The 24,674-nt window shown below is 63.3% G+C and carries 28 protein-coding genes, 1 tRNA gene and 1 pseudogene; 12 read left to right on the plus strand and 18 right to left on the minus strand.

The genetic code is table 11. The features are described 5' to 3' along the window. The first annotated feature begins 53 nt into the window (after nt 1-53). Together J2Y68_RS18125 and J2Y68_RS18130 are read left to right on the plus strand one after the other, a co-directional pair. A complete protein-coding gene (locus tag J2Y68_RS18125; RefSeq protein WP_309995419.1) occupies nt 54-314 on the plus strand; it encodes a DUF4235 domain-containing protein in 261 nt (86 codons plus the stop codon). A gap of 3 nt (nt 315-317) precedes the next feature. Then, the gene (locus tag J2Y68_RS18130; protein WP_309995421.1) at nt 318-677 is read left to right on the plus strand and encodes a VOC family protein; all 360 of its coding nucleotides are present in this window, start codon (nt 318-320) and stop codon (nt 675-677) included. Nucleotides 678-737: 60 nt separating this feature from the next. Here the strand turns inward: J2Y68_RS18130 and J2Y68_RS18135 are convergent, their stop codons facing one another. Next, the gene (locus tag J2Y68_RS18135; protein WP_309995423.1) at nt 738-1,250 is read right to left on the minus strand and encodes a VOC family protein; all 513 of its coding nucleotides are present in this window, start codon (nt 1,248-1,250) and stop codon (nt 738-740) included. 86 nt (nt 1,251-1,336) lie between these two features. Between J2Y68_RS18135 and J2Y68_RS18140 the strand changes: the two genes are divergently transcribed. After that, a complete protein-coding gene (locus tag J2Y68_RS18140) occupies nt 1,337-2,131 on the plus strand; it encodes a helix-turn-helix domain-containing protein (RefSeq protein WP_309995424.1) in 795 nt (264 codons plus the stop codon). On the opposite strand, the gene J2Y68_RS18145 is transcribed toward J2Y68_RS18140, so the two are convergent. The 4 genes from J2Y68_RS18145 to J2Y68_RS18160 all read right to left on the minus strand — a co-directional run bounded on the left by J2Y68_RS18145 (nt 2,085) and on the right by J2Y68_RS18160 (nt 5,696). Next, nucleotides 2,085-3,476, minus strand: a complete 1,392-nt coding sequence (locus J2Y68_RS18145) for a cation:dicarboxylate symporter family transporter (protein ID WP_309995425.1) — start codon at nt 3,474-3,476, stop codon at nt 2,085-2,087. The two genes, J2Y68_RS18140 and J2Y68_RS18145, sit on opposite strands and share 47 nt — an antisense overlap. Nucleotides 3,477-3,603: 127 nt before the next feature. Beyond that, a complete protein-coding gene (locus J2Y68_RS18150; protein ID WP_309995426.1) occupies nt 3,604-4,149 on the minus strand; it encodes a hypothetical protein in 546 nt (181 codons plus the stop codon). A gap of 89 nt (nt 4,150-4,238) precedes the next feature. Further along, the gene (locus J2Y68_RS18155; protein ID WP_309995427.1) at nt 4,239-4,721 is read right to left on the minus strand and encodes a hypothetical protein; all 483 of its coding nucleotides are present in this window, start codon (nt 4,719-4,721) and stop codon (nt 4,239-4,241) included. 24 nt (nt 4,722-4,745) lie between these two features. Beyond that, the gene (locus tag J2Y68_RS18160) at nt 4,746-5,696 is read right to left on the minus strand and encodes an HhH-GPD family protein (RefSeq protein WP_309995429.1); all 951 of its coding nucleotides are present in this window, start codon (nt 5,694-5,696) and stop codon (nt 4,746-4,748) included. A 136-nt stretch (nt 5,697-5,832) separates the two neighbouring features. Between J2Y68_RS18160 and J2Y68_RS18165 the strand changes: the two genes are divergently transcribed. Continuing rightward, on the plus strand, nt 5,833-6,540 hold the full coding sequence (locus J2Y68_RS18165) for a hypothetical protein (RefSeq protein ID WP_309995431.1): 708 nt from the start codon (nt 5,833-5,835) through the stop codon (nt 6,538-6,540). A 41-nt stretch (nt 6,541-6,581) separates the two neighbouring features. Here the strand turns inward: J2Y68_RS18165 and disA are convergent, their stop codons facing one another. From disA to J2Y68_RS18190, 5 genes are all read right to left on the minus strand, one after another. Next, the gene (gene disA / locus J2Y68_RS18170; protein ID WP_211711025.1) at nt 6,582-7,658 is read right to left on the minus strand and encodes a DNA integrity scanning diadenylate cyclase DisA; all 1,077 of its coding nucleotides are present in this window, start codon (nt 7,656-7,658) and stop codon (nt 6,582-6,584) included. Between the two features lie 281 nt (nt 7,659-7,939). Next, a complete protein-coding gene (locus tag J2Y68_RS18175; protein ID WP_309995433.1) occupies nt 7,940-8,563 on the minus strand; it encodes a Pr6Pr family membrane protein in 624 nt (207 codons plus the stop codon). Between the two features lie 76 nt (nt 8,564-8,639). Then, a complete protein-coding gene (locus J2Y68_RS18180; protein WP_309995434.1) occupies nt 8,640-9,683 on the minus strand; it encodes a glycosyl hydrolase in 1,044 nt (347 codons plus the stop codon). Between the two features lie 92 nt (nt 9,684-9,775). After that, a complete protein-coding gene (gene radA, locus J2Y68_RS18185) occupies nt 9,776-11,149 on the minus strand; it encodes a DNA repair protein RadA (RefSeq protein WP_309995436.1) in 1,374 nt (457 codons plus the stop codon). A gap of 48 nt (nt 11,150-11,197) precedes the next feature. Then, nucleotides 11,198-12,325: an FUSC family protein gene (locus J2Y68_RS18190; protein ID WP_309995779.1), complete on the minus strand. Its 1,128-nt coding sequence runs from the start codon at nt 12,323-12,325 to the stop codon at nt 11,198-11,200. A 237-nt stretch (nt 12,326-12,562) separates the two neighbouring features. On the opposite strand from J2Y68_RS18190, the gene pstS reads away from it, so the two are divergent. The 4 genes from pstS to pstB all read left to right on the plus strand — a co-directional run bounded on the left by pstS (nt 12,563) and on the right by pstB (nt 16,701). Next, on the plus strand, nt 12,563-13,684 hold the full coding sequence (pstS, locus tag J2Y68_RS18195) for a phosphate ABC transporter substrate-binding protein PstS (protein ID WP_309995438.1): 1,122 nt from the start codon (nt 12,563-12,565) through the stop codon (nt 13,682-13,684). 138 nt (nt 13,685-13,822) lie between these two features. Then, entirely contained in the window at nt 13,823-14,755 is a 933-nt protein-coding gene (pstC, locus tag J2Y68_RS18200; protein ID WP_211711020.1) for a phosphate ABC transporter permease subunit PstC, read from the plus strand. Next, nucleotides 14,756-15,859 (plus strand): phosphate ABC transporter permease PstA, encoded by a 1,104-nt coding sequence (gene pstA, locus J2Y68_RS18205; protein ID WP_309995441.1) that lies wholly within the window; start codon nt 14,756-14,758, stop codon nt 15,857-15,859. A 62-nt stretch (nt 15,860-15,921) separates the two neighbouring features. Next, the gene (gene pstB, locus J2Y68_RS18210) at nt 15,922-16,701 is read left to right on the plus strand and encodes a phosphate ABC transporter ATP-binding protein PstB (protein ID WP_167269230.1); all 780 of its coding nucleotides are present in this window, start codon (nt 15,922-15,924) and stop codon (nt 16,699-16,701) included. A gap of 158 nt (nt 16,702-16,859) precedes the next feature. Here pstB and J2Y68_RS18215 read toward each other — a convergent pair whose 3' ends face one another. Together J2Y68_RS18215 and J2Y68_RS18220 are read right to left on the minus strand one after the other, a co-directional pair. Continuing rightward, nucleotides 16,860-17,876, minus strand: a complete 1,017-nt coding sequence (locus tag J2Y68_RS18215; RefSeq protein ID WP_309995444.1) for an inorganic phosphate transporter — start codon at nt 17,874-17,876, stop codon at nt 16,860-16,862. Between the two features lies 1 nt (nt 17,877). After that, nucleotides 17,878-18,495, minus strand: coding sequence for a DUF47 domain-containing protein (locus J2Y68_RS18220; protein WP_211711016.1), 618 nt, complete (start codon nt 18,493-18,495; stop codon nt 17,878-17,880). Between the two features lie 198 nt (nt 18,496-18,693). Here J2Y68_RS18220 and J2Y68_RS18225 point away from each other — a divergent pair, with 198 nt between their 5' ends. After that, nucleotides 18,694-19,419, plus strand: coding sequence for a hypothetical protein (locus J2Y68_RS18225; RefSeq protein ID WP_309995446.1), 726 nt, complete (start codon nt 18,694-18,696; stop codon nt 19,417-19,419). Nucleotides 19,420-19,651: 232 nt separating this feature from the next. Here the strand turns inward: J2Y68_RS18225 and J2Y68_RS18230 are convergent, their stop codons facing one another. Together J2Y68_RS18230 and J2Y68_RS18235 are read right to left on the minus strand one after the other, a co-directional pair. Continuing rightward, the gene (locus tag J2Y68_RS18230; protein ID WP_309995448.1) at nt 19,652-20,311 is read right to left on the minus strand and encodes a hypothetical protein; all 660 of its coding nucleotides are present in this window, start codon (nt 20,309-20,311) and stop codon (nt 19,652-19,654) included. A 22-nt stretch (nt 20,312-20,333) separates the two neighbouring features. After that, nucleotides 20,334-20,486 (minus strand): hypothetical protein, encoded by a 153-nt coding sequence (locus J2Y68_RS18235; RefSeq protein ID WP_309995450.1) that lies wholly within the window; start codon nt 20,484-20,486, stop codon nt 20,334-20,336. Between the two features lie 63 nt (nt 20,487-20,549). On the opposite strand from J2Y68_RS18235, the gene J2Y68_RS18240 reads away from it, so the two are divergent. From J2Y68_RS18240 to J2Y68_RS18250, 3 genes and pseudogenes are all read left to right on the plus strand, one after another. Continuing rightward, nucleotides 20,550-20,622: transfer RNA gene (locus J2Y68_RS18240), tRNA-Lys, on the plus strand. 125 nt (nt 20,623-20,747) lie between these two features. After that, nucleotides 20,748-21,188 (plus strand): hypothetical protein, encoded by a 441-nt coding sequence (locus J2Y68_RS18245; RefSeq protein WP_309995452.1) that lies wholly within the window; start codon nt 20,748-20,750, stop codon nt 21,186-21,188. Between the two features lie 115 nt (nt 21,189-21,303). Next, nucleotides 21,304-22,164: pseudogene (locus J2Y68_RS18250) on the plus strand (alpha-L-arabinofuranosidase C-terminal domain-containing protein); the annotation flags it as partial. 3 nt (nt 22,165-22,167) lie between these two features. Here the strand turns inward: J2Y68_RS18250 and J2Y68_RS18255 are convergent. The 4 genes from J2Y68_RS18255 to J2Y68_RS18270 all read right to left on the minus strand — a co-directional run bounded on the left by J2Y68_RS18255 (nt 22,168) and on the right by J2Y68_RS18270 (nt 24,554). Next, the gene (locus J2Y68_RS18255; protein WP_309995454.1) at nt 22,168-22,542 is read right to left on the minus strand and encodes a hypothetical protein; all 375 of its coding nucleotides are present in this window, start codon (nt 22,540-22,542) and stop codon (nt 22,168-22,170) included. 112 nt (nt 22,543-22,654) lie between these two features. Further along, the gene (locus J2Y68_RS18260; RefSeq protein ID WP_309995456.1) at nt 22,655-22,951 is read right to left on the minus strand and encodes a hypothetical protein; all 297 of its coding nucleotides are present in this window, start codon (nt 22,949-22,951) and stop codon (nt 22,655-22,657) included. A 10-nt stretch (nt 22,952-22,961) separates the two neighbouring features. Continuing rightward, nucleotides 22,962-23,684, minus strand: a complete 723-nt coding sequence (locus tag J2Y68_RS18265) for a GAF and ANTAR domain-containing protein (protein WP_309995458.1) — start codon at nt 23,682-23,684, stop codon at nt 22,962-22,964. A 144-nt stretch (nt 23,685-23,828) separates the two neighbouring features. Further along, nucleotides 23,829-24,554: a GAF and ANTAR domain-containing protein gene (locus J2Y68_RS18270; protein ID WP_309995460.1), complete on the minus strand. Its 726-nt coding sequence runs from the start codon at nt 24,552-24,554 to the stop codon at nt 23,829-23,831. Nucleotides 24,555-24,674: the final 120 nt, after the last annotated feature.

Genomic DNA, 24,674 nt, shown 5'->3' on the forward strand with positions numbered 1-24,674 from the left:
TGTCTTGCTGTGGGAAGCCTCGTTTCGAGGCCGCTATCTAATGGAGGAACTTCGTGAACCTACTGGTAAAACTGTTCGGCATTGCTGTTAGCCTCGGCGCAGGTGCCATCGCGAACAAGACCCTGGAAGGCCTCTGGGAGAAGAAAACCGGCAAGCCGGCGCCGAAGGACGGGACGGACCTCAACGACTCCCTGCCAGGGGTCCTGGTTTTCGCCGTAGTCTCCGCCGGTGTTGGCGCAATCGTTCACGTACTAACCCAAAGGGGCACCAAGAGTGCCCTGGCACGTATGAAGAAGACAGCAGACGAGGTCTAACAAATGGCAATAGCGAAATTCCCGAGTGTCGTCATCGATTGTCCTGACCCGGCCGCCCTCGCAGCCTTCTACGGTGAGCTCTTCGGCTGGGAAATCGAGGACAAGGGCGACTGGTTCGATATCCGCCCCAGCGACGGCAGCAACTGCATTTCCTTCCAGCAGGTTGAGGTGTACCAGGCGCCGAAGTGGCCCGGCCAGACCATCCCGCAGCAAATGCACCTGGACATGGTGGTGGAAGACCTGGACAAAGGCGAAGAGGTTGCCGTCTCCCTTGGCGCAACCAAGGCCGACCACCAGCCCGGCGAAACGTTCAGGGTGTTCCTCGATCCTGCCGGGCACCCCTTCTGCCTCTGCCTGAGCTAGGGCCCGGGCCCTGCGTGGGGCGGCCGGGCCCGGTTTGGCGGCCTGGCCTGCGGGGGCGGCTTAGCCCTGCTGAGCCGCCCACTCTTCGACGCGGCGGTTGCTCTCCTCCTCTGAGAGGTCCTCGACGCGCGTCATGATGGACCACCGGACCCCGAACGGATCCCGGATGCTGGCATAGCGGTCACCGGAAACGAAGGTGCTCAACGGCTCCCTGATGGTGGCGCCGGCTTGTTCCGCTTTGCGGACCAGGGCGTCCGCATCGGAGCAGTAGAGGCCCAGGGAATAGCAGTCGTTTTCGCCCTCGGGTGCCGCAACCAAGTGGTATTCGGGGCTGGGTTCGCCGAGTTGCAGGTGGCCGTTTCCGAAGTCGAGCTCCGCGTGGACCACCACCCCGCCCATCTCGGTTTCGCCCACCACCCTGGCGCCGAACACGTCCCGGTAGAACGCGATGGCTTCCTTGGCGTTGGGCACAGCAAGGAACGGCGTGAGGCTGGTCAAACCGTGCGGGATGCCGTGCGTGGTGTGCTCGCCATTCGCGGCGGTTGTCGCTTCTGTGCTTGCAGTATCTGTCATGGTTATGACGCTACGTGCCTGGTGCGGGCCGGCGCTTGGAGATTCGCGACGGGTTCGCGAGCGGTTGGTTTCCGGGGAAGGCTCCAATGAAGGATTCGTTCAAAGGCATCCTCTATCCCGCGCGGCTGCCCTCCTTCCATCGCCTTCCGGCGCCGGCGTCGGTGGCGGACCTCGTCCAGTGGTTCTGGATTCCCGAGTGGGACATCGAACCGGGCCGATCGTCCCGGCAACACGTGATCGCCTACCCCACCTCCAATCTGGTGGTGCAAGGTGATGTGGTCGAATTCTCCGGCCCCACCACCCGTGCCGCGTACCGTGACCTGACCGGAAAGGGTTGGGCGGTGGGCGCCTTGCTGCGTCCGGCGGCGGTTCCGCTGTTCAGTGATGCTCCAGAAAGCCTCCGGGACAAAGGGCTCGCTTTGGACTTGCGCGATCTCCACACCGCCGTCTCGGAGGCCATGGACACGCGCGACGGCGGTGCTTACCGGGGACGGGCAATGGATGCGTTTGTTGCGTGGCTGGTTTCGCTGGACGTTGCTGTGTCCGAAGAGGCGCTGCTCGCAAACCGGATGATGGACATCATCGCTTCCGACTCCGAGGTGGTCCGGATCGAGGATGCGGCATCCCTGCTTGCCGTGTCCCCACGAACGTTGCAACGGATCGCGAAGAAGTACATCGGGTTGAGTCCCTCCGCCCTCATCCGCCGCCGAAGGCTGCAGGACGCGGCCGAACGCACCCGGTCTGATCCAACAGCGGATCTTGCGGTGATCGCCGTCGAACTTGGCTATGCAGATCATGCGCACCTCACGAACGATTTCCGGAAGTTCCTGGGCTTCACGCCGAGTTCGTATCGGCGGTCAGCCGGGGCTGCGGACTGCTGAGCGTTGGCACCGTAGGTTCGGTGACTGCGTCCCCTTCCTCTGGGGCGGGGGTCTCCCCGCGGAAAGCTGCCAGCATTGCCTCGCGATCGAATTGACCCTCCCATTTGGAGACCACAAAAGTGGCGACGCAGTTGCCAAGCAGGTTGACCACAACCCTCATGGAGTCCATGAGCCGGTCGGCCCCCAGCAGGAGTGCCACGCCTGCAACCGGGAAGATTCCCAGGGCTCCAGCTGTGGCCGAGAGGGCCAGGAAGGCTGATCCCGGGACTCCGGCCATGCCCTTGGAGGTCAGCATGAGAATGCCCAGTGCGGCCAGTTGCTGACCCAGATCCAGGTTGTGCCCGAAGGCCTGTGCGAGGAATAGGAGGGAGATCGACAGGTAGAGTGCCGCGCCGTCGAGGTTGAAAGAGTATCCGGTGGGAACCACCAGTCCCGTGGTTGCCCGGGAACAGCCGGCGTTGGTCAGCTTGGTCATGATGCGAGGGAGGACGGATTCGGTGGAGGCCGTGCCCAATGCCAGCATGAACTCTTCGCGCGAGTATTTGATGAACTGCCACAGGGGAACACGAGGGTAGGCCCAGGCCACCACAAACAACAAGCCGATGAAGATCAGGGCAGAGCCGTAGCACGCTGCCACCAGGAGGGCGTAGGTGCTCAGGGAGCTAAGCCCGTATTGGCCGATGATGAAGGCCATGGCGCCAAACGCACCTACTGGAGCCACCCGCATGACCCAGGCCATGATCCTGAAGAAGATTTCCAACGTGGTTTCCATGATGTCAATGACCGGCTTGCATTTCTCCCGCCCCACCACCACGATTGCTGCTCCAAAGAAGACGGCGAAGCACAGCACCTGCAAGAGTGAGTTTGAGGCAAATGCCCCCACCACGCTTGTGGGGATGATGCCCAGCAGGAACTGTCCGGCATCCTTGGGTGGGGCCGTGGTGGTCTTGGCGTTCACGGCATCCTCGGACAAGGACGCGGGGTCAATGTTCAGGCCGGCGCCCGGCTGCACGACGTTGGCCACTACCAGCCCAAAAGCAAGCGCGAAGAGTGTAGCGGCGGTGAAGTAGACCAGGGCCTTCACGCCCACCCGACCGACCGCTCTTACGTCTCCCACGGCTGAGATCCCAGTGACGATGACCAGGAAAATCAGCGGCGCGATGATCATCTTGATGAGTTGGATGAAGCCATCGCCCAGCGGGCGAAGCGCGGACCCGATGTTGGGCCACAGGTACCCGATGACGATTCCCGCTACCACCGCCACAAGGATTTGGAAGAACAAGGATTTGTATAAGGGCTTCTTCGCAGCTGGAGTTGAGGCTGTTTCAGGTGCATGGATCTTCAAGGAGGGCGCCTATCTGTGCATGGGGCCGTGCAGGGTCACGGCCGGGATCACACAAGACGCTATGAGTGCCGTGTTTCCGGATTGCTAATTCCAGAGGCGCTCTGTGTTTAATATCGGAATCAAGTTTTCACGATGCGAAATTGACCGGGGATAAGGGCTGGCAGGCCTCCGCCGCAACCTCCGCAGGCTTCGGGACCGGCTTATGCGCTGCGTCGAGGAAGACCCTGTAGGAAACCACTCCCTCCCCGGCTGGTCCCGTCGCGCACCTGCAGCGGTATGCCTGGGACATCCAGGAGCTGTCCAGCAGTGCCTGCATCCAGGCATCACATTCTGCCAGCGAGAGAGGTGTGCGGTATCCGGCATCCTTCCGGTGGGCCGCGAAGGACACTGTGACGCAGGTGCCGGCAGGGGCAGGCCCGGCGGCGAACCACCCCATATCCACGGTTTCGGCGACGATGGTCAAGTTGATGTTCGCGTCGCCGGCCGACGGCATAGGACCCGCCCGATGCTGCCGACGGCCAAGGCGGCTTGCGTCCCCGCGCCGTGAAGACGCAGTCAACGCTGCACGAAGTTCGCTGAGTTCCCGGCCATGCGTGTTGTAAATCCGTGCACTGAGATCCGCATCCACTGACCGGCTTGCAGTTTCAGCCCCTGGCTCATCGGTGCTTGGCACAACGCCTCCAAAGGTCGACCCGGGCAGAATGACACGAGAATACCGCTGACTAAATCAAATCGCTAGAGGAACGGTGCGGTTCGATACTGCTACCCCTGCCGTAGCCCCGCCGCATCAAGGACCACGGCAGCCGTAATGATGCGCCCGCACTGCTCGCCGAACGGGTAGTCGCCCTTCGGAGTGAACGTCAGGGTGCGCATCGGCAAGGCCGCCCCGGCAGCGGAAGTGCCACTCACCGTAGCTTGCATGGGTGCTTCCGATAACGCCTGAAGTTCCATGAAGCCCTGCAGGGTTCCGTCGGGGGATGAAGTCGCTGAACAGACACCCTCCGGCGAGCAACCCTGGTCCACAGCAACCGAGCCCGGATGCAGAACCAGCTCTTTCCCGGTGCAGCTACCGTCCTGGCAAGCCTTGAGCCGAAGAGAACCAACGTCGCCAGCGTAGGTGGCGGCCACCGTCAGGGACACCCCGGTAGCGCGGGCAATGGCCGGGCACGCCACAGGCTCCGGATAGCAGCCAGTAAGCAGGGCCACAGCGCCGGCAAGAGTCAAAGCGAAACCGATTCTGCCCATGCTTCAGGGTAGGACCGGGACGGGCTACGCCGGAAGCCGCAACCCGCCGTCGTGCATTTCCGCAAGGCCGTCGGTCAGCAGGCCGTCCAAGGCACGCTCCAGCTGTTCCGGCGCCGAGTTGAGGCGGTGCAAGGCTGCGAGCGGGATGCCGACGCCGGATGGCGCAAATCCGAGGTCGGCAGGCGCCTGTTCGAACATCTCACGCGGGACGGGTGCGGCAGCTTCGCGGAGTACTGCCATCACGGCTCCGCGCACCTGGCGGTCGGTGCCGTGCCAGGACTGGCCTTTAGGCGTGTACGACGGCGGCGGCTCACCGGCGGCGAGCCACGCACAGCTTGCGCGGACGGGGCAGTCGGAGCACTTGGGGCTGCGGGCGGTGCAGACCATGGCGCCGAGCTCCATGACAGAAGCGTTCCAGCGTACGGACAGTTCCGGATCGAGGGGGAGCAGCGACTCTGCCAGGCGCATCTCCGCGGCGGTCAGCGTTGGTGCCGGAAGGGCGCTCCCGGCGAAGAGCCGTGCATGGACGCGGCGGATGTTGGTGTCCACGACCGTCTCCCGGCGGCCAAAGGCAAAGGCTGCGACGGCGGCGGCCGTGTAACTGCCGACGCCGGGAAGCCCCAGGAGCTCGTCGTAGTTGTCGGGCACTAAACCGCCGTGTTGCTCACGGAGGGCGACGGCGGCCGCGTGCAGCCGCAATGCCCGACGCGGATAACCGAGGCGGCCCCAATGGCGCACGGCTTCTCCGGAGGGCTCGTTGGCGAGGTCGGCGGGTGTGGGCCAACGTTCCATCCAGTCAAGCCATACCGGAAGGACACGGACCACGGGGGTTTGCTGGAGCATGACTTCGCTGACCAGGATTCCCCACGCGCTGCAGTCGGGTTCGCGCCACGGGAGGTCCCTTGCCGTGTCCTCGAACCACTGGTCCAGGGCGTTGTGGAGCGAGGCCAGCTGGAGGGTGTTGGGAAGTGTCATACTGCCAACAACTCTAGTGGATTCCAGCCCGGACCAGCCCGCCCGCAATCGCATGGCCGACGTCACACAGCCCTGGATTGGGCGCCAGCGGCGTGGAGGTTAGGCACCCCGGCCGCTGCGAGCCTAGCCTAGAACCATGTCCACCAAGGGTAAGCAGCAATCCACCGCGCGCTCATCAGCGCCGGCGAAAGGTGCTGCCCGCGGTTCGACACCCCAAAGCACCTCCACGAACCGTCGCCGGCCGAGCCCTGCCGTGTACCGCCGTCGTCGGCAGGTAGTCTTCGGTGCCCTGCTGCTGGTGATCGTGCTGCTCGTAGCTGGCATAGTTGCCGTCACCGGGGCGCTTTCCGGGAAGTCAGAACCGCAAGCGGTCGCGTCTCCCGATACAACGCAGGCACCGACGCAAGGGACCGCACCGTCGGGAACGCCGTCGCCTTCGGCTTCCGCTACGCCCGTGTGCGACTTCAACCTCATGACCGTGGCCGCGAAAACCGATAAATCTGCCTACGGTGCTGAGGAAATGCCGCTCCTGACCATGACCATCACCAACGGCGGCGCAGCTCCGTGCGAGGTCAACGTCGGAACTTCACAGATGGAATACCTGGTGATGAGCGGAGCGGACCGCATTTTCTCCTCCAAGGACTGCCAGACAGGCGGCGTGGACCTCATCAAGACCATCCAGCCAGGCAAGAGCGAAACCGCCAACTTCCCGTGGCAGCGCAACCGGACACTGGAAGGCTGCGGAGCCATCAACGCCAAGCCCGGTGCCGGCGGCGCCTACTACACGTTCGAAGCGCGGCTGGGAAACAAAGCCAGCCCCAAAGCCACCTTCCAGCTGAACTAAGCGGCCTCGCGCCAAGCAAACGTTCGACGGCGGCAGTCGCCTTAGAGGAAACGGTCCAGCAGGCTGGCCTCCGCCATGCGGCTCAGGCCCTCGCGGACGGTGCGGGCGCGCTGGTCGCCGATGCCGTCCACAGTCATCAGGTCGTCGATGGTGGCAGCCATCAGGTTCTGCAGGCCACCGAAGTAATCCACCAAGCGGTCGGCCACAGCCTTGGGAACAGACTTGAGTCCGGACAGCAGCCGGTATCCGCGGGGCTGGACTACCGCATCCAACTGTTCGACGCCGCCGGCGAAACCGATGATGTGGGCGATGCGGCTAAGGTCGATCAACTCTGTGGGCCCAAGGTTCAGCAGGGCCTGGACGGCTTCTTCAATGTCTTCAGGGGTGGCGTCCGGGTCCGAGTAGTCACGGATGATCACATCGCTGCCCGGTCCGCGTCCCATGGTGAGCTCTTCCACCTGAAGGGACAAAAGGCGGCCATCTTCGCCGAGCTCCAGGACGTACTGGGCAATTTCCTCCGATATCCGGCGCACCATCTCCTGGCGCTGCAGCGTGACAGCAACATCCCTGACGGTGACCAGAGCCTCGATTTCGAGGGCCGAAAGCGAGCTGGTGACCTGGTCCAGCCTGGCGCTGTACCGTTCCAGCGTGGCCAGGGCCTGGTTGGCGCGGGCCAGGACCTTCTCCGAGCCCTCCAACACGTGGCGCAGCCCGTTTACGTAGAGGGCGATGATCTGCATGGACTGGCTGACGGAAATGACGGGGACACCGGTCTGGATGGCGACGCGTTCAGCGGTGCGGTGCCTGGTACCGGATTCCTGGGTTTCGATGCTGGAGTCCGGAACCAGTTGGACGGCGGCCCGGACGATGTTGCTGGCATCCTTGTCGCAGATGATGGCGCCGTCCATCTTGGCGAGTTCCCGCAAGCGCGTGGGGGAGAAGTCGATGCCGATATCGAATCCACCGGAACAGATGGAGTCGATGGTGCGGTCCGATCCCAGCACAATCAGGGCTCCGGTGCGTCCGCGAAGGATGCGCTCAAGGCCATCGCGTAACGGAGTTCCGGGTGCGACTCTGGCCAAGGTCGCCTTGAGCGACTCTTCCGGGCTCCGGGCCATGGGGTTTCCCTTCGAAGGTGCAAGCCGCGGCTCACAGACAAGCTGAATCCGGCGTCAGGGGACACGCGAAAAAATGCCCCTTTGACGACTAGCACCATGATAGGGCTTCGCGTCACCATTAACCGCACCAGTAAGCCCCAAAGTGGGTCATTTCGTTATGTTCGGGCGGCCGCGGAAGAGGGTCTTTCCGGCTCTGCGGCGCGGCCCACTTTGGGAAAGCGGCCCGCTGACATGGGCGGATATAACAAGTTGGTGTAGTTAATTGCGCCCTGGCGGCCGACTCAGTAATCCACTTGACGCTTCAGCTTGTTGCCCAGCCACATCATCGCCAGGCTCACCAGCAGGAAGCCGAGGGAAATGGCCAAGGCGAAAACCACGACGCCGCCCCAACCGCCGGCCCGCGCAGGATCGATGAACCAGTACGGGTACCAGTTGACGAACGCACCACGGATCAGGCTGTAGACCAGGTAGCCGATGGGATAAAGCAGCCAGTACCAGATGTGCTTCGCCCTGAGGGTGACCCTGGGCGGCTGGAAGAGCCAGTCAGCCACCATCACCACGGGCATCAGGTAATGCACCACGAAATTGACCCAGGGCAGCAGGGAACCGAGATCCTCACCGGCCAGGAGTGCACCGAACACCAGGCCCACGACGGCCATGGCGATCGTGGCGGTGCCACGCGTGACGTCGTCGGCCTCGCTGGGGCGCTTGCGGATCAGGACCCTGTAACCGCTGATGAGGAGCACCAGCGCAGCGAAGATGTTGGACAGGTTGGTGAAATAGGAGAAGAAGTTCCAGATGTCGTACCCCAAGCCCACATGAACCGTCAGCTGCGCGCCAACGGCCACCAGGGTCAGAAGGCCAAAGAAAAAGCGTCCCCCGATAAGCACATTCCGTTTGGTCATGGCCTAATCCTTGCCGACCACGCGGGCGGATGGGCACCGACACCCCGGAAGGGTCTCCGCCAGGTGCCCCGCACCGCTAAGTTTTGGGCTGGCAGGTCTTGTCCGGGCCGTACTGGAACCACTCCGGAAGCGCAGCCGTAAAGGCCTCCCGCACTGCCGGTGTGTTGGTCACGGTCCAGTCGACGCGGCCCTTGACCTCAATTTCGTCCTTGTCCCATTCGAACCAGTTGATCATCTTCAGGAGTGGGAACTGTTGGTGGGTAGCGGGACTGAAGAGCTGCTTCCACCAGGCTTCGTTTTCACCCCACGGATATTTGCTGCCCCAGTGGTACAGCGACATACCCACCCAGTCCACAGCCTCATCGCCCGGGTAGTAGGGCGAATACGCGTCGTCGTTCATCGTCACTACGCCATCGCCGTTGGTATCCAAAGCGGCGAACTCGGGTGTCCCGGGCTTCGCCTCAAACTGGCCCCCGGCGAAGGGGTAGCCGCCGCCGTAGTTCGGCGCCCACATCATGGCCGAACCGGGCGCGTCCCTGTGCACTGCGTTGGCCAGCGTTTGGAACGCGGCCACGTACTTTTGCGGCTGCTGCGACCACGCGTACCACGAGCCGTTCATCTCGTGCGCGAATCGGATGATCACCGGGACGCCCTCATTGTTGAAATGCGCCAGGTCCTTCGCCAAGGCAGAGGCCGCGTCCTCCGTGACAGCATCCAAGCCACCGGCAGGCTCCAGGGTCAGCAGCATCATGTGTCCGTCTGCATGGATCTGCTCAACAGCCCTCTGGAGGTCGTCCTCGTCCTTGGATGTCAACGGAAAACCGGTAAACGAAACACTGACGGCCGGTTTGTGGCCGAGGTCCTTGGCGAAGGACGCCAAGGACTTGGAGTGCCAGTCCAGGTTCACGCCAAACAGCGACCCACTCGCTGGGGCCAGTTCGCTTCGCACGGGGACTTCGCAGGACGCGAGCGACGGCGTCGCAACTGCTTCCCGGTCTGCCAAAGAGTTGGCGAAGTTGACCCCGGCTATACCGAGCACCACCAAACCGATCACGGCCGGCAGCGTGAACGCCCTCAACAACTCGGCGCGGTTCTCCTTGCGGGACCCGCCATCTTCCACTGGTTGCTCCCCCAAAAACAAACACCAAGCCTTCCTGAGCTGCGCTTTCGTCCTATCCTAGGGATCCGCGGTCCGCGGCTCGCTCATGCAGGCTAGGTGATCAGCAGTTCCAGCGCCTCAGCCAAGTGGCCTACCTCGCGCACCGAGAAGCCTTCAGGGATGACACCCGCCCCTGCCGGACTTGCCGGAACGATCGCGTGGGTGAACCCAAGCCGGTGTGCTTCCTGGATGCGCTGGTTGATTCCCGGGACCGGACGGACCTCCCCGGCCAGCCCAACCTCGCCGAAAGCAATGAGTCTTTGGGGGAGTGCCTTACGTGACTTCGCCGAGGCGACAGCCAACGCGACCGCCAGGTCCGTGGCCGGCTCCGTCAACTTCACCCCGCCGACGGTGGCCACATAGGAGTCGTCCTTATGCAGCATGCACCCGGCCCGCTGCTGAAGGACTGCCAGCAGCATGGCCACCCTTGAGCTTTCCAGTCCGCTGGTAGCCCGGCGAGGCTGCGAATTTGCGCTCTCCGCAAGGAGCGATTGGACTTCGGCGAGCAGGGGGCGCCGCCCCTCCATGGTCACAGTGATGCAGGTTCCCGAGACGGGCTCCCGCGTCCGCGAAACAAACAGTCCGCTGGGGTCCGCAAGGCCTTCGATGCCGGACTCGTTGAGGTCGAAGCACCCAACATCATCCGTGGCGCCGTAGCGGTTCTTGACTGCCCGGAGCAGGCGCAGGCGGGAATGGCGTTCACCTTCGAACTGGCACACCACGTCCACCAGGTGTTCGAGCAGTCGCGGGCCGGCGATAGTTCCCTCTTTGGTTACGTGGCCCACCAAAAGGGTGGTCATGTTCCGGCGCTTCGCTGCCGCAATGATGGAAGCCGCAACTTCACGCACCTGGGACACGCCTCCCGCGCTGCCCTCGACGTCCGCGCTGCTGAGCGTCTGCACGGAGTCCACAATGAGGAGTTTCGGCTCCAGCTTCTCAACTTGCCCGAGTGCTTGCCCCAGGTCTGTTTCCGCGGACAGGTAAAGAGTGTGCGCCACGGCATCGATCCGTTCAGCCCGCAGCTTCACCTGCGCTGCCGATTCCTCTCCCGTGACATACAGGACGTCCTGGCCGGTACGGGCAAACTTGGCGGCGACATCCAGCAGCAGTGTGGACTTCCCGACGCCGGGTTCCCCGGCGAGCAGGATCACGGCGCCGGGCACGAGCCCTCCACCGAGGACGCGGTCGAGTTCGTCCACACCCGTGGGCAGGAACGCGGCGGTTGTCCCATCTACCTCAGCGATACGGCGGGCCGGTTCCAGGACGGTGGCAGCCGCCGTCGTTCGCGCAACCGTGGCGCCGTACTCTTCAACGGTTCCCCAGGCCTGGCACTCGCCGCAACGACCCACCCACTTGATGGCCGTCCAGCCACATTCGGCGCACTTGTAAGCGGGTGTTTTGGATGCGCGTGCAGTCTTTGAAGCCATGGGTTCAAGACTAGTGGCGGGCACCGACAGTATGAGTCTCGGCGCGGGTTAAAGCGCCGGGAGCACGGCCCGCGCCTCTTCCGGCTCCATCCCGCTGGCCTCAAGGAGGTCCACCATGAGGGGGCGGAAGAGCATGACCACGGTCTCGCCCTCAAGCCTTTGGACGTCAAGCATCTTCGGGTGGAGCCTGGCGGCAATATCGGAGAGGTCGTTCCGGGCACGCCGCAAATGAACCCGCCGTGTACCCTCGCTTTGCTCGGCGAGACCAATGGTCATCTCGTCGATTGCGGCTGCGGTTTCCTGCAGGACCTCGGAGATGCTGTCGATCGCTTCATCGGACAGGGCCGCATGGTTAATCGCGCTGGTCAGGCGCCGCGCGAACACGCGGCTGTTGCGCAGTGCGAGATCGATGTACTCCAAAGAATGCTCCAAGCCCGCCAGTTCGTCGCGGTGCCTCCGGTGCGCGGGAGCAAGTGTGGCTACCTCACCGGACGCCCGCAACGTCTGCCGCATCCGGTCCACCAACGGCTGGCAATTGCGGCCACGGATCAGGGCGTGCCAGGCGAGGGTGGAGTCGCTTTCGATCATCGCCTTGCCGCACTCGCGCAGCACCTCGGCGAGCTCGTGCAGGATCTTCTGGACATCCTTCCGAGGCTCGCGGCGAGGATCCTTGGGCACCAGAATGGTCACCAGGAGCGCAAACACGCCACCCACCACCGCGTCAAGGCTGCGCGTGAACGGCCCACCGGCCGGTGCCGGAAGCAGCACCACCAGGAGCGACTGCAGCCCCAGCTGGGTGGTGAAGATCGTCCCGCTGTCCAGGAACCTGGCCAGCAGGATGGAGAAAAGAAGTACGACGGCGGCCTGCCAGATCCCGGCGCCCAGCCAGTGAAGCAGCAGGTCGCCAACAACGATCCCCAGCGTGCAGCCTAGGCCCACCTCAATCACCCGGCGCAGCCTTGGATCGCGCGAGAAGCCCAGTGCGATCAGGGAAGAAGTCGCGGCAAAAAGAGGCCCCTGGTGACCCAGTACGTACTCAGCAAAAGCGTAGGCGCCCACCGCGCACACGGTCATCTGGATCGCTGGAGTCAACGAGTTCCTGCTGCGTACCAAGCCTGTCCGGACCCTGGCGCGCAGAAACCTCTTGCTTGCAGAAAATCCCTTCGCGGCAGCCATGTGCTCCAGTCTATTTGCCCGGGCATCCACAAAGACGGCAACCCGGGTGCCGCTCAAGGTGGCGCGCGCCACATAACCCAATGGTCCGCCGTCGTTCACCTTCTGTTCACCTTTCACCACAGGTCCCGTTACCTGCGCTCCTTACCTTCAGTAAAGGAACAATTTGGTCCACAGCTCGCGCACGCCGAAATCTCCGTTCGGCCCGCATCGAAGAATCCCTGGAAGGGGCACATCCAAGTGAAGGCAACTCACTTCGGCCGCAACGCGGCAATCGCGGTCATCGCAGCCGGCGCTCTCGCGCTCACTGCTTGCGGTTCAGACAACGCAACGGGCACCCCGGCTGGCACCCAGTCGGCAGCATCCGGCACCAAGGTCACCGGTACCCTCACCGGCATTGGCGCTTCCTCCACCGGCGCAGCCATGGACGCCTGGAAGGCCGGTTTCGCCACCGCAAACCAGGGCGCCACCGTGCAGTACTCCCCGGATGGTTCCGGTGCAGGCCGCAAGGCGATCATCGACGGCTCGGCACAGTTCGCCGGCTCGGACGCCTACCTGAAGGACGACGAGCTTGCTGCTTCCAAAGCCAAGTGCGGCCCCGACGGCGCCATCAACCTCCCGGTCTACATCTCCCCGATCGCCGTCGCCTTCAACATTCCTGACGTCAAGGAACTGAAGCTCGACGCCGCGACGGTCGCCAAGATCTTCCGTGGCGAAATCGCCAAGTGGAACGACCCCGCCATCGCCGCCCTCAACGCAGGCGTCACCCTTCCGGACCTCAAGGTCACCCCGGTGAACCGCTCTGACGACTCCGGCACCACCAGCAACTTCACCGACTACCTGGCCGCTGCAGCTCCCGAGGTCTGGACCGACAAGGCTGCCGGCGTCTGGCCCGCAGCCCTGAAGGGCGAAAACGCCAAGGGCACCTCCGGCGTCGTCAAGACCGTCACAGACACCCCCGGTGCAGTGACCTACGCTGACGACTCCGCTGTTTCCGGCAAGCTCGGTACCGCCTCCATCAAGGTCGGCGAAGAGTTCGTCAAGATCTCCGCAGACGCTGCCGCCAAGGCTGTCGAAGCCGGCAAGCCCGTGGACGGCCGCGCCGCCAACGATGTCGCCATCAAGCTGGACCGCAAGACCACCGCAGCGGGCGCCTACCCCGTAGTCCTCGTTTCGTACCACGTTGTCTGCACCACCTACGAGACCAAGGCTGTTGCCGACCTGGTCAAGGCCTTCGAAACCTACGTCGTTTCCGACGAAGGACAGAAGACCGCAGCTGACGCCGCGAAGTCCGCACCGCTCTCCAAGACGCTGCAGGACAAGGCCAAGGCCGCTATCGAAACCATCAAGGCCAAGGCCTAAGGTTTCCCGGCGGGTTTGCTGAACCCGGCTGAACACTGAAGTTCCCTGTCCCGCTCTCCGGTGGCCACCGCGGCACCGGACCGGGGCAGGGAACTTAGCCATGTAAGACCAGTTCACTCCAGACTGAAGGATCGTGAAGTGACCACCAACTCCCTGACAACCTCCCAAGGCGCAGGACGCGCCGGGGACAAGGTTTTCTCCGGGGCCGCCATGGCCGCAGGGTGCCTGATTCTCGCGGTTCTCTTCGGAGTCGCGTTGTTCCTTGTGGTTCAGGCAATCCCTGCGCTGACCGCACCGCCCGAAAGCATCCAGGGCGGGCACGGCTTCTTCGCCTACATCGCCCCGATCGTGGTGGGCACGCTTATCGCCGCCGTGATCGCCCTGGTCATCGCCACGCCGGTAGCCATCGGTGTGGCCCTGTTCATTTCGCACTACGCCCCACGCCGGCTCGCTTCGGGCCTCGGCTACGTGGTGGACCTCCTCGCAGCCATCCCCTCCGTTGTCTACGGCGCATGGGGTGCGGCCTTCCTGGCCAAGGAAATCTCTCCGGCGTATGACTGGCTGGCCAACAACCTCGGCTGGATCCCGATCTTCGCAGGCCCGGCCTCCGCAACCGGCAAGACTATCCTGACCGCAGGCATCGTCCTGTCCGTCATGGTGCTTCCCATCATCACCTCCCTGTCCCGCGAAATCTTCCTGCAGACCCCCAAGCTGCACGAAGAGGCAGCGCTCGCACTCGGAGCCACCCGCTGGGAAATGATCAAGATGGCCGTGCTGCCCTTCGGCCGCCCAGGCATCATCAGCGCCATCATGCTTGGCCTCGGCCGCGCACTGGGCGAGACCATGGCTGTTGCCCTGGTGCTGTCCTCCGGCGTCCTGACAGCCAGCCTCATCCAGTCCGGCAACCAGACCATCGCCGCCGAGATCGCCCTGAACTTCCCCGAAGCCAGCGGCCTCAAGGTCAACACGCTGATCGCCGCCGGCCTGGTGCTGTTCGTCATCACCCTCGGGGTGAACATGATCGCCCGCTGGATCATCACCCGGCACAAAGAATTCTCGGGAGCCAACTAAATGACCGCCACAGCAGTCCGAAAACGCTCCGCGCTCACGAAGGGCCAACTGCCCAAGTTCGCGCCCTACATCGTTCTGGCCGTCGCGCTGATCGTGGGCGCGGCCATCCTGGCGCTCATCGGCTTCAACGCGTTCGGTTGGGGCCTGGTCTCCGCCATCCTGTTCGCCGTGGGCCTTGTTTCCTGGAGCGGCGCTGTCGAAGGTGCCCGCAAGGCCAAGGACCGGCTTGCCACCTGCTTGGTGGTGGGTGCCTTCCTGATCGCGCTCCTGCCGCTGATCTCGGTGATCTGGACCGTGCTGGTCAACGGCATCCCGGGCCTCATCACTCCCGGCTTCCTGGGCACCTCCATGAACGGTGTTACGGGCGCCTTCGACAACAAGGCAGCGGAAGACGGCGCACCCGTCCTCGGCGGTATTTACCACGCACTGTTGGGTACCATCCAGATCACCCTCCTGGCCACAGTCATTTCCGTCCCGGTGGGCCTGCTGACCTCGATCTACCTGGTGGAATACGGCAACGACCGTCCGCTGGCCCGCGCCATCACGTTCTTCGTGGATGTCATGACAGGCATCCCGTCCATCGTGGCCGGCCTCTTCGCGGCAGCGTTCTTCTTCGCAATCGTCGGCCCCGGAACCAAGACCGGTGCGGTGGCCGCCGTCGCGCTTTCCGTCCTGATGATCCCGGTGGTGGTCCGCTCCAGCGAGGAAATGCTGAAGATCGTCCCGAACGAACTTCGGGAGGCCTCCTACGCTCTGGGCGTCCGTAAATGGCGCACCATCACCAAGGTGGTTATTCCGACGGCGATCTCCGGCATCGCGTCGGGCGTCACCTTGGCGATTGCACGGGTTATCGGCGAAACCGCACCGATCCTGGTGACCGCAGGCTTTGCTACCACCATCAACAACAATGTATTTGGCGGCTGGATGGCCTCGCTGCCCACGTTCATTTACACGCAGATCCTCAACCCGACCTCGCCGTCCAACCCGGGTCCCTCGGATCAGCGCGCATGGGGCGCAGCGCTGGTGCTGATCATCCTGGTGATGCTCCTGAACCTCGGAGCCCGCCTCATTGCCCGCATCTTCGCTCCCAAAACGGGACGCTAGCCGGGCCTGGCCCTCCAGGCCGCATTCACACTTCCAGAACCCCCAAGGAACAAAGGAACACCATGTCCAAGCGCATCGACGTCAAAGACCTGAATGTCTATTACGGCAATTTCCTGGCCGTTGAGGACGTCAACATCAACATCGAAGCCAAGTCCGTCACTGCCTTCATCGGCCCGTCCGGTTGCGGCAAGTCCACTTTCCTCCGCACACTGAACCGCATGCACGAGGTCCTTCCTGGCGCACGCGTCGAGGGTGAAGTGCTGCTTGACGGGGACAATCTCTACGGACCCGGTGTTGACCCGGTAACCGTGCGCACGCAGGTGGGTATGGTCTTCCAGCGCCCCAACCCGTTCCCCACCATGTCAATCCGCGACAACGTGCTGGCCGGCGTGAAGCTGAACAACAAGAAGATCTCCAAGGGCGCAGCTGATGCGCTGGTGGAGAAGTCCTTGGTTGGCGCCAACCTGTGGAACGAGGTCAAGGACCGCCTGGACAAGCCGGGCTCCGGCCTCTCCGGCGGCCAGCAGCAGCGCCTCTGCATTGCCCGTGCCATCGCCGTTGAACCCCAGGTGATCCTCATGGACGAGCCCTGCTCCGCACTGGACCCCATCTCCACGCTGGCCGTCGAGGACCTCATCAACGAACTCAAGGACCAGTACACCGTGGTGATCGTGACCCACAACATGCAGCAGGCTGCCCGCGTGTCCGACAAGACCGCGTTCTTCAACATCGCCGGCACCGGCAAGCCGGGCAAGCTCATCGAGTTCGCAGACACCACCAGCATCTTCAACAACCCTGGTCAGAAGGCAACGGAAGACTACGTCTCCGGCCGCTTCGGATAAAGGGTCTGCAGGCTCCGGCTTCTATGGGGGGAGTCGGCACTTAACGACGGCGGCCGTCGCCTTGGGGGTACGGCCGCCGTCGTTTTTTATACCCAACTAGGGGACAGCAAACGTCGCTATGAGCCGTCAATGGGGCGTTTGCTGTCCCCTGGTTGGGTCTACATCTTCGCGAGGGGCGAGAACGCCAGTTCCAGGACGAAGGCAACCGCCGCGGTCACCACGGGAGTGGCCAGCCACAACAGGAGGATCCTCCTGACCAGGCGGCGGTTGACGGTGTGGAACCGCTGGTTGATCCCCGAACCGAGGACGGACGCCGTCAAGGTGTGGGTGGTGGAGAGCGGCAGTTGGAAGCCGATCGCGCCAATAAAGAGCATGACGGACGTGAGGGTTTGGGAGACGAATCCACGCAGCGGATCTACCCGGATGAGCTTGTAGCCCAATGTATGGGAGATCCTCCAGCCGCCCAACAACGTTCCTGCCGTGAGCATGACGGCCGTGACCAACAGGATCCAGAGGGGTACGTCGTCCCCGCCTGACAACCCGGCGGCTACCATTGCCAGGAGAATGACCGCTGCTGTTCGCTGCCCGTCCTGGAGCCCGTGGCCGAAGGCTACTGCTGCGCTGGAGACGGCTTGTGCACGCCGGAAGCGCCTGTTCACCACGTTGGGCTGCGTGTAGCGGGCGGCCCAGGTTACTGGCCACACCAGGAGGTACGCTGCCCCGAAGGCTATCAAGGGGGAGAGCACCAAAGGCAGCACCACTTGCGTGAGCACGACCCCGTCTACCCCGCCGATCGAGTTTCCGCCCACCAGGATGCTCGCGCTGCCGGCACCAATCAGGCCGCCCACCAGCGAGTTCGTGGAGGACAACGGGACGCCCCGCCACCAGGCGTAGATTCCCCACAAAATAGAGGCAGCCAAGGCTGAGGCGAGCATGGTGAGGCCGCTGGGGCCTGCGGGCAATGTGATCCAGGACTGCGTGAAGGCGAGGATAAAAGTGCCGCTCAGCATGGCGCCCACAAAGTTGAAAATTGCGGCCAGGAGCACGGCGATGGAGGGCGTGAGGGCGCGGGTCCGGGTGGAGAGCGCGACGGCGTTGGAGACGTCACGGAAACCGTTGAGGAAGGCGAACCCTGAGGCGAGTCCCACCACCAGGACAAGGAAGGCGATGGTCACGTCAGGATTCCTTGACGATGATGCTGCCTACCTGGGTGGCGACCTTCCGCATGTCCTTGGTTACTTCCACTAACTGGTTGGCGATGTCCCGGTGCCGGGCGTACTGCGCCGATTTCATGTCCTTGAGCATCTCGGCGACCCAGATCCGGTGCGTCCGTTCAGCACGCTTGGCCAGCCGGAGGATCTCGATCCAGTAGTCCTCCAGCTCGTCCAGGTCCTCGAGCTTCCGCATGGCGTCCACGGTGAGCTCGGCCTGGCGGCTGATGATTTCCAGCTGGTCTGCCGCACGCTTGGGCAGCCGGTCCAGCTTGTAGAGGGAGACCAGGTCGCCGGCGGCGTCGAGCTTTTCCATCGCTTCGTTGAGGTGGCGGGAAAGGGTATACATGTCCTCGCGTGGGAGCGGATTCACGAAGCTGGTCCGCATGTGCGTCAGGAGGGCGAAGTGCAGGTCCAGGGACTTGGACTCGTGCTCGTGCAGTTCTTCGGCAAGGCGCTGGTGCTCACTCGCCTGGGCGCCGAGGATTTCCGACAGCGTCCCGGTGGCGGCCACGATGACACCGGCCATCTGCGCGAGCAGTACGAGTCCGGCGGGTTCCTGGGGGAAAAGGCGCAGCTTCATGTCGCTTCCGGGCTGGGGACGGATGGGGCGGCGGACGGCTTGACTTGACGCAGCCCGTTTCGATCCCAACTTTACCGGTCCCGCACGCCCGGATGGTGAGCGCCCCGACCCCGCCGGGCAGAGGTCCCCATCGCAGAGTCCCACCCATCCATGCAAGACTTGGCACGTCAACGAATTTATCCAATCAATGGGGGAATTGTGCGCGTCAACAATACAGTGAAGATCACCAGCCTCGCAGCGGCGGGATTGCTCGCCTTGACCGCCTGTGGAGCTACTACCGCAGGGTCGACGTCGGGTGGTTCCGAACCGTCGTCGTCCTCCTCTTCGGCGGCCGCGCCGACCGCATCCTCCTCGGCCTCGGCCGGTTCCGATGGGGCCGCAGCATCCTCGGGCTCGTATAAGGCAGCTGCTTGGGCCCTTCCGATCACGGACAAAGGCGACAAGCTTGGCAGCATGAAGGGCGACAGCTTCAGCGTCGACATCTACCAGGTGGCCACGGACGTAGCCTCCAAGGACAGCATGTTCCTGGACAAGGAAACCAAGGAAAACCTGCTGAAGAAGGGTGCGCCCATCGTGTACGTGAACTACGTGGTCACCAACACGTCCTCCGCTGACATCCCCTTGAGCCACTCGCTGGTCACTCCCAGCGCCAAGTACACGGACTGGAAGTATCTCGGTGGCATGCCGTCGGACTCCAGCAGCGATGGTTTCAAGAAGTACGGGCTGAGCAGCTCCGGCGTGAAGCTCAAGGAAAAAGACCCGTTCGTGTTGAAGCCAGGCGAGTCCTTCAACATCGCCGAAAACTTTGGCTACACGCCCGGCAAGGAAGCGGAGATTTCGGCCACCATGACACCGCAGGATGCAGCCGGCGACCTTGATCACGACAAGAAGGAACAGGCCAAAACCACTGTCACCCTGAAGTAGATTGGCGCGTTTGCCCGGGTTCGGCCCAGTGCTGGCCCGGGCGTTCTGCATCCGGGCATAAAAATGGTGCCGAACCGGATACGCCTCTCGGCGGTAGGCCGCTCGAAGCGGCTATATGTTGAAGCCCGGGGGTTTCGCGGTTCGACACCAGTTTTAGTTTTCACCGTTGAGCGAGCTAAGTCAACATTGACAGTCGGGGGCCGACGTGGGTACGTTTTGCCCTCTTTGCTGGCTAGTCCAGCTCGCCCAGGCGCCATGCATTGGCGGCGTGCTCAAGGTCCTCGGCCGTTTTGACGAGCTGGTGCGAATTGCGCGTGAGCTTGCTGGCGTGGCCTTCGTTGCTGTGCTCTGCGCCGTCGGCGAGGGTCGCCTGGCCGAGTGCCACCACGCGGCAGAAGGCGGCGGAACGTTCCAGCGCGACGTCGAACTCGCCGTCGAACGCGCCGGAGAGAATGGCGTCAGCCATGGTCTTCATTTCCTCGGCCCCGGGAGGCTCGGCAGCCCCGGCTACGACGTTGGAGACCTGCGCGGTGTCCCGGCCGGCCCTGAAGTAGACCGAGATCTTCTCGGGGTTCTGGATGGTGGCGGCGCGGAGCGCGTAAAGCCGCCACAGCGCGCCGGGGAGGCTGCGGGCGGGGCTTTCTGCCCACATCTCGGCGATGGCTTCCAAGCCCTGCTCATCGGCCAGTTTCACCAGACGACGCGTGACCTTGGGGTCGTCGCTGTCGCGGCCTCGCCTCACCAAGGCCTGCGCAGCAAGGTGGGCGGCCTCGGAAACCCGCGCGGGGTCGGCGCCACCTGCGAACGGTTCAAAATCGATGGGCGCGAAGGGCTTCGGCTTGTGATGCCGGTTTGCTCCGCCGTACGCTCGCGGTTCTGGCTGTTCGCTCATGAGTTCACCGTACTCCTGTGCTCTAGCGGGGTCGAGTAACGGTTGCCGGGCCGCTTTGTTGCTGGTGGCGTGCCGTCACCACCCACTTTGCCGCCGTTCCGGGTCCGGCACGCCGCTGTCGCCGCGCGCCGCCGTCGAACGTTCGCCCAAAGAAGGTGACGACGGCGCACGTCACGTTGAGTTCCTTGCTGGCCTTGACCTTGAGGTACAGTATTCATGGCTGTTTCTACAGCTGGAGGGGCCTTTAGCTCAGTTGGTAGAGCATCGGACTTTTAATCCGTGGGTCGTGGGTTCGATCCCCACAGGGCCCACCCTCCAAGACAGGCCGGAGACCTTGAGTCTCCGGCCTGTTTTTTATTTCCCGGTCACGTCCCACACTCTGGTTCCGCCAGTTATGCTATTCGATGGATTAACTATTCAAGGGCGGGGGCTCGGCGTGGGGATCTTTGATACGGCGGTGGAGATTGCGTTCGACGATGGCGCCGCCGACGCTTTGATCGGCGCTGCTGATTCAGCGGATCAGACCCTGCGCTCCGAAGGTAGCTTCCTGGGTGTCGTCACGGGTTATGCAATGGAACACTTCAAGGGCGGCTATGCGACCTTGTTCGCCAACGCTTTGGACGTCCGGGCCGATGACCGGGGCCGGCTTGCCGGTGTCCTTGCGGCGTTGGCGGAGGACGTCAGGCAAGCAAAGCTCAAAGCGCGGGAAGAGAAGGCCCGGCTGAAGGACCTTAATGCCTGGCAGCAACGCGCCGATTTACGTGAACAACACTTTCAGACTTTCCAGAGCGTGGCGATCGATCCGATGCCCATGGAATGGCCGGTCGCTGCACCGACGATTTCAGCGGTGTTCTCGGGGAGGCTTCAGGAAGAGTGAACCACATGCCCTTTGGACCCAAAGCCCGGCTCGCGGGCCGCCGCATACCCGCCACGTTGTTCGGCGCTGCCCTTGCACTGAGCGCCTGCACGCCCGCTGCCCACGGAGTACCCCCTGGCACTCCAGCGATCCCAACCTGGTGGGCGTGGACGAGTTCGCGAAGTGGTCGGAGAAGGCCGGTGTGGCACCCATGATGGCGGTCAATCTGGGTACCAGGGGCCCGCAGGAAGCTCTGGACCTGCTGGAGTACTCCAACATCAAGGGTGGAACGGCCCATGTGAGGGCGGCCAACAAGTCCGGGAAGCAGGTCAATATCTCGTTCGATGAGTGGAACGTCTGGCACATGTCCCGCGACGAGTCCAAGATGCCCACCGGAGACGACTGGCCCGTGGCGCCAGTGCTCCTCGAGGACCGTTACAGGGTTGCCGACGCCGTGGTGGTGGGAGATCTTCTCATCACGCTGCTGCGCAACACGGACCGCGTCCACTCCGCCAGCCTGGCCCAGCTGGTCAACGTGATCGCCCCAATCATGACCGAGCCGGGTGGCCGGGCCTGGAAGCAGACCACGTTCCACCCGTTTGCGCTTACTTCGCAGAATGCCTCGGGTACGGTGCTGAACCTCGCCGCCGAATCCCCGCTGCTGGAGACCGAAAAGACGTCGGGCTTCACCGCCCTCTCAGCCGTGGCGACCTTCGATGCAGAAGCCAAGGAGGCCGTGGTGTTCGCAGTAAACCGCTCGGCGACTGACGCGCTGACGCTGGATGCCGCCGTCGGGAGCCTCAACGCCGGCAAGGTCATTGAGGCCGTCACCTACTCGAACAAGGACCCGTACTGGCAGGCCGCTGCCGACGATTCGACGTCGGTCCTGCCGTCCGGGAACGTCAGTGTGAAGCTCGACGGCGGCCGCCTCACCGCCGCGCTTCCGGCCGTGAGCTGGACCACGATCCGGCTGTCGCTGGAGGACCAGGTCAACTGAAAGCTAGGCGATCTGCTGCGTGCCGTCGTGGAACATGGGGTACGCGGAGATCGGTGTGACCGTAGCTGACGGAGTTGGGTCCGGTGCCTGCGATGCGGGTGCCGGAGCCGGCTCGTCAACGGTGACGATTTCCATGGACTCCATGTCCAGGAGCCGCCGGCTCCCGGTATCGTCCGTCAGCCAGAAGAGGTCGGTCCCCGCGACGGTTTTCACCACGGTGCCCCGGTGATAGAGGCGGCCGTTGTGCCAGGCCTCGATGTAGTCGCCAGGGCTCAGCAGGTGCGGTTCTTCCTTGCTGCCCGGCATGCTGCCGAACGCCTGCGCCAGGCTCGCTTGCGTCTTAAGTGCTTGGAAAAGATCCCTGTTTGCGATGCTCATGTCCGTTCCCCTCACTCTTCGCCGTCCATTTCACCCCAGCATTCCGCATGTTTGTTGCGGGCGCGTTGCAAGGGGATGAGCGATGTGTGACGGCCCGTGGGGTCGGCGTGCGTCAGGGAGTTTCAGGGTCCCCAGTGGTTGGGGGATCATCCCCGGGGAGTTCATCCGAGTACGGTGCCCGGGGCTCGCCGCTATTGTTCAGGAGGTCGTTTGCGGCCATAGCAAGCAGGTTCCTCTCGAGTTCCGGGATGGACAGCATGCCCTGCAAGTAGGCCTCAACCTCGTATTCGCCCACCGAGCCGCCGATGCTGAAGTAGTACAACCAGAGTTTGCCGATGTTGATGCCGGCGGAATCGATCGCGGCTCGGAGTTTGCGCCGTTGCTCGGGTTCGTTGATGTCGAAGCCCATATCCTGCGCCTTAGTTTTGGTCAGCCGGGATCCCGGCTACTATCTCGGCGCTGACGTCTTGCAGTGTACTGCCGTGGTCGCGTGCGTGCTTCAACATACGCTGGAGGGCGGACGCGTGGGGGATCTGGTGGCGTTCCATGAGAATGCCACAAGCCCGGTTCACCAGGTCCCGGCTGTGCAGGGCTGATTGGAGACCTTCGCTGATTCGCTTGGGAGTCTCCGCGCTTTGGATGTGCGAGAGGAGCGTGGCTGCGGGCGACGCGAAAAGCTCCAACAACTTTGCCGTGGTGGCATCGTAGGCTGAGGTTTCAGGTGAATAGACCTTGATGGCCCCTATGCTGCGGCCACCCGCCAGCAGGGGTGCGCTGATCACGGACTTGATGGGGAGGTCCCTGACGGATGCAGTCCATTCGGGCCACCGGATGTCGGCGCTGACGTCATGCACCAGTACCGTCTGTTCTGAAGCCCATGCGGTCAGGCACGGTCCTTCACCCAACTGGTACTGGAGGAAATCAGCCTCCTCCACCACCGCGTCCGTGAATCCCCTGCTGGTCCGGCGGCCCAGGGCATCAAGGATGGACACCCCTGCACCCAAGGTTCCGGGCACTGAATCCCAGATGGCCTGTGAAAGATTTTGGACCGCGTGGTCTACCTTTTCCTCTGTCAGCAGGAGGCCCAGAATTCTCCCGATGGCGGTGGAGAGTTCATCCAGAGGAAGCTGCTTCTTCGTCATGGGTTCTCTCCGGCCGTCGGTGTCGGCTGGCCGACAAAGGAATGCAAGCGGCTCCTTGAAGTCCGCCCTATGGTCCCAGCCTAGTGGTTTTCCTGGAACAAGTCCGTGACAACGGACAGGTTCCCAGTCCTCAAAGGTGCCCAGTCATGAGCTCTCGCCATTGGGTTCCGGGTCCCCGCTCCGGGCCAGCATGTCCCTCGCGATGTCGTGGAGCCGCTGATTACTGTTTCTGGCTGCCAAATGAAGGAGCTTCATTGCCGATTCCCTGCTGCAGCGGTTCTGCACCATGATCAGCGAAATCGCCGCGTCCACCACAGCCCTCGAATCCAACACTGACCGCAGCGCCGCCGGGTAGGGGTCTGTGGAGTGCATTCGTAGGGCAAGTCTCAGGATTTTTGACAGAGACTCCGCATGTCTCTGCACCGCCTCGACAGTGTGGGAGTCAAATGCTTCCAGCTCGTTGGAGTAGCAGTTCAGTGCCGCACCGGACTCGCTGTCTGTACTTATAGGGACAGCGAGAATACTGCGGACCGGCGTCCCCGAAATGGCATGGGCGTAGCCCTGCCAACGATCATCGGCGTACAGATCGGGAATCTGGACGAGCTGTCCGGTCCGTAACGCGGTGAGGCATGGTCCGTCGTTGAATTCATACTGCTTCTCGTCCAGCACCCGTGCGGCGTCCGTACTGCTGGCCACCGTGATTGGTCCGTCGTCGCGTTCAACCGTGATGGCGCACAGCATGGGTGTCTCACCACCCAAAAGGGAGGCGGAAATGGTGGTGAGCCCAAGGAGGAATTCGGAGAAGCCGGGACTTTCCAGGAGCAAGTCCTGTAACTCTTCGGCTGTGGGTACTGCGTTGTTCTGGGCCATGCGGCCTCAATTCCAGCAACGCCGGAGTCCACACATCTCCGGCTGGCGGCAGTACGCTCGTGGTCGCGCAAAGCCCGGATATTCAACCCCGGACATCAACGCCACCCGAAATCTCCTACG

This window comes from Paenarthrobacter nitroguajacolicus, from assembly GCF_031455195.1.
Classification (GTDB): Bacteria; Actinomycetota; Actinomycetes; order Actinomycetales; family Micrococcaceae; genus Arthrobacter; species Arthrobacter nitroguajacolicus_D.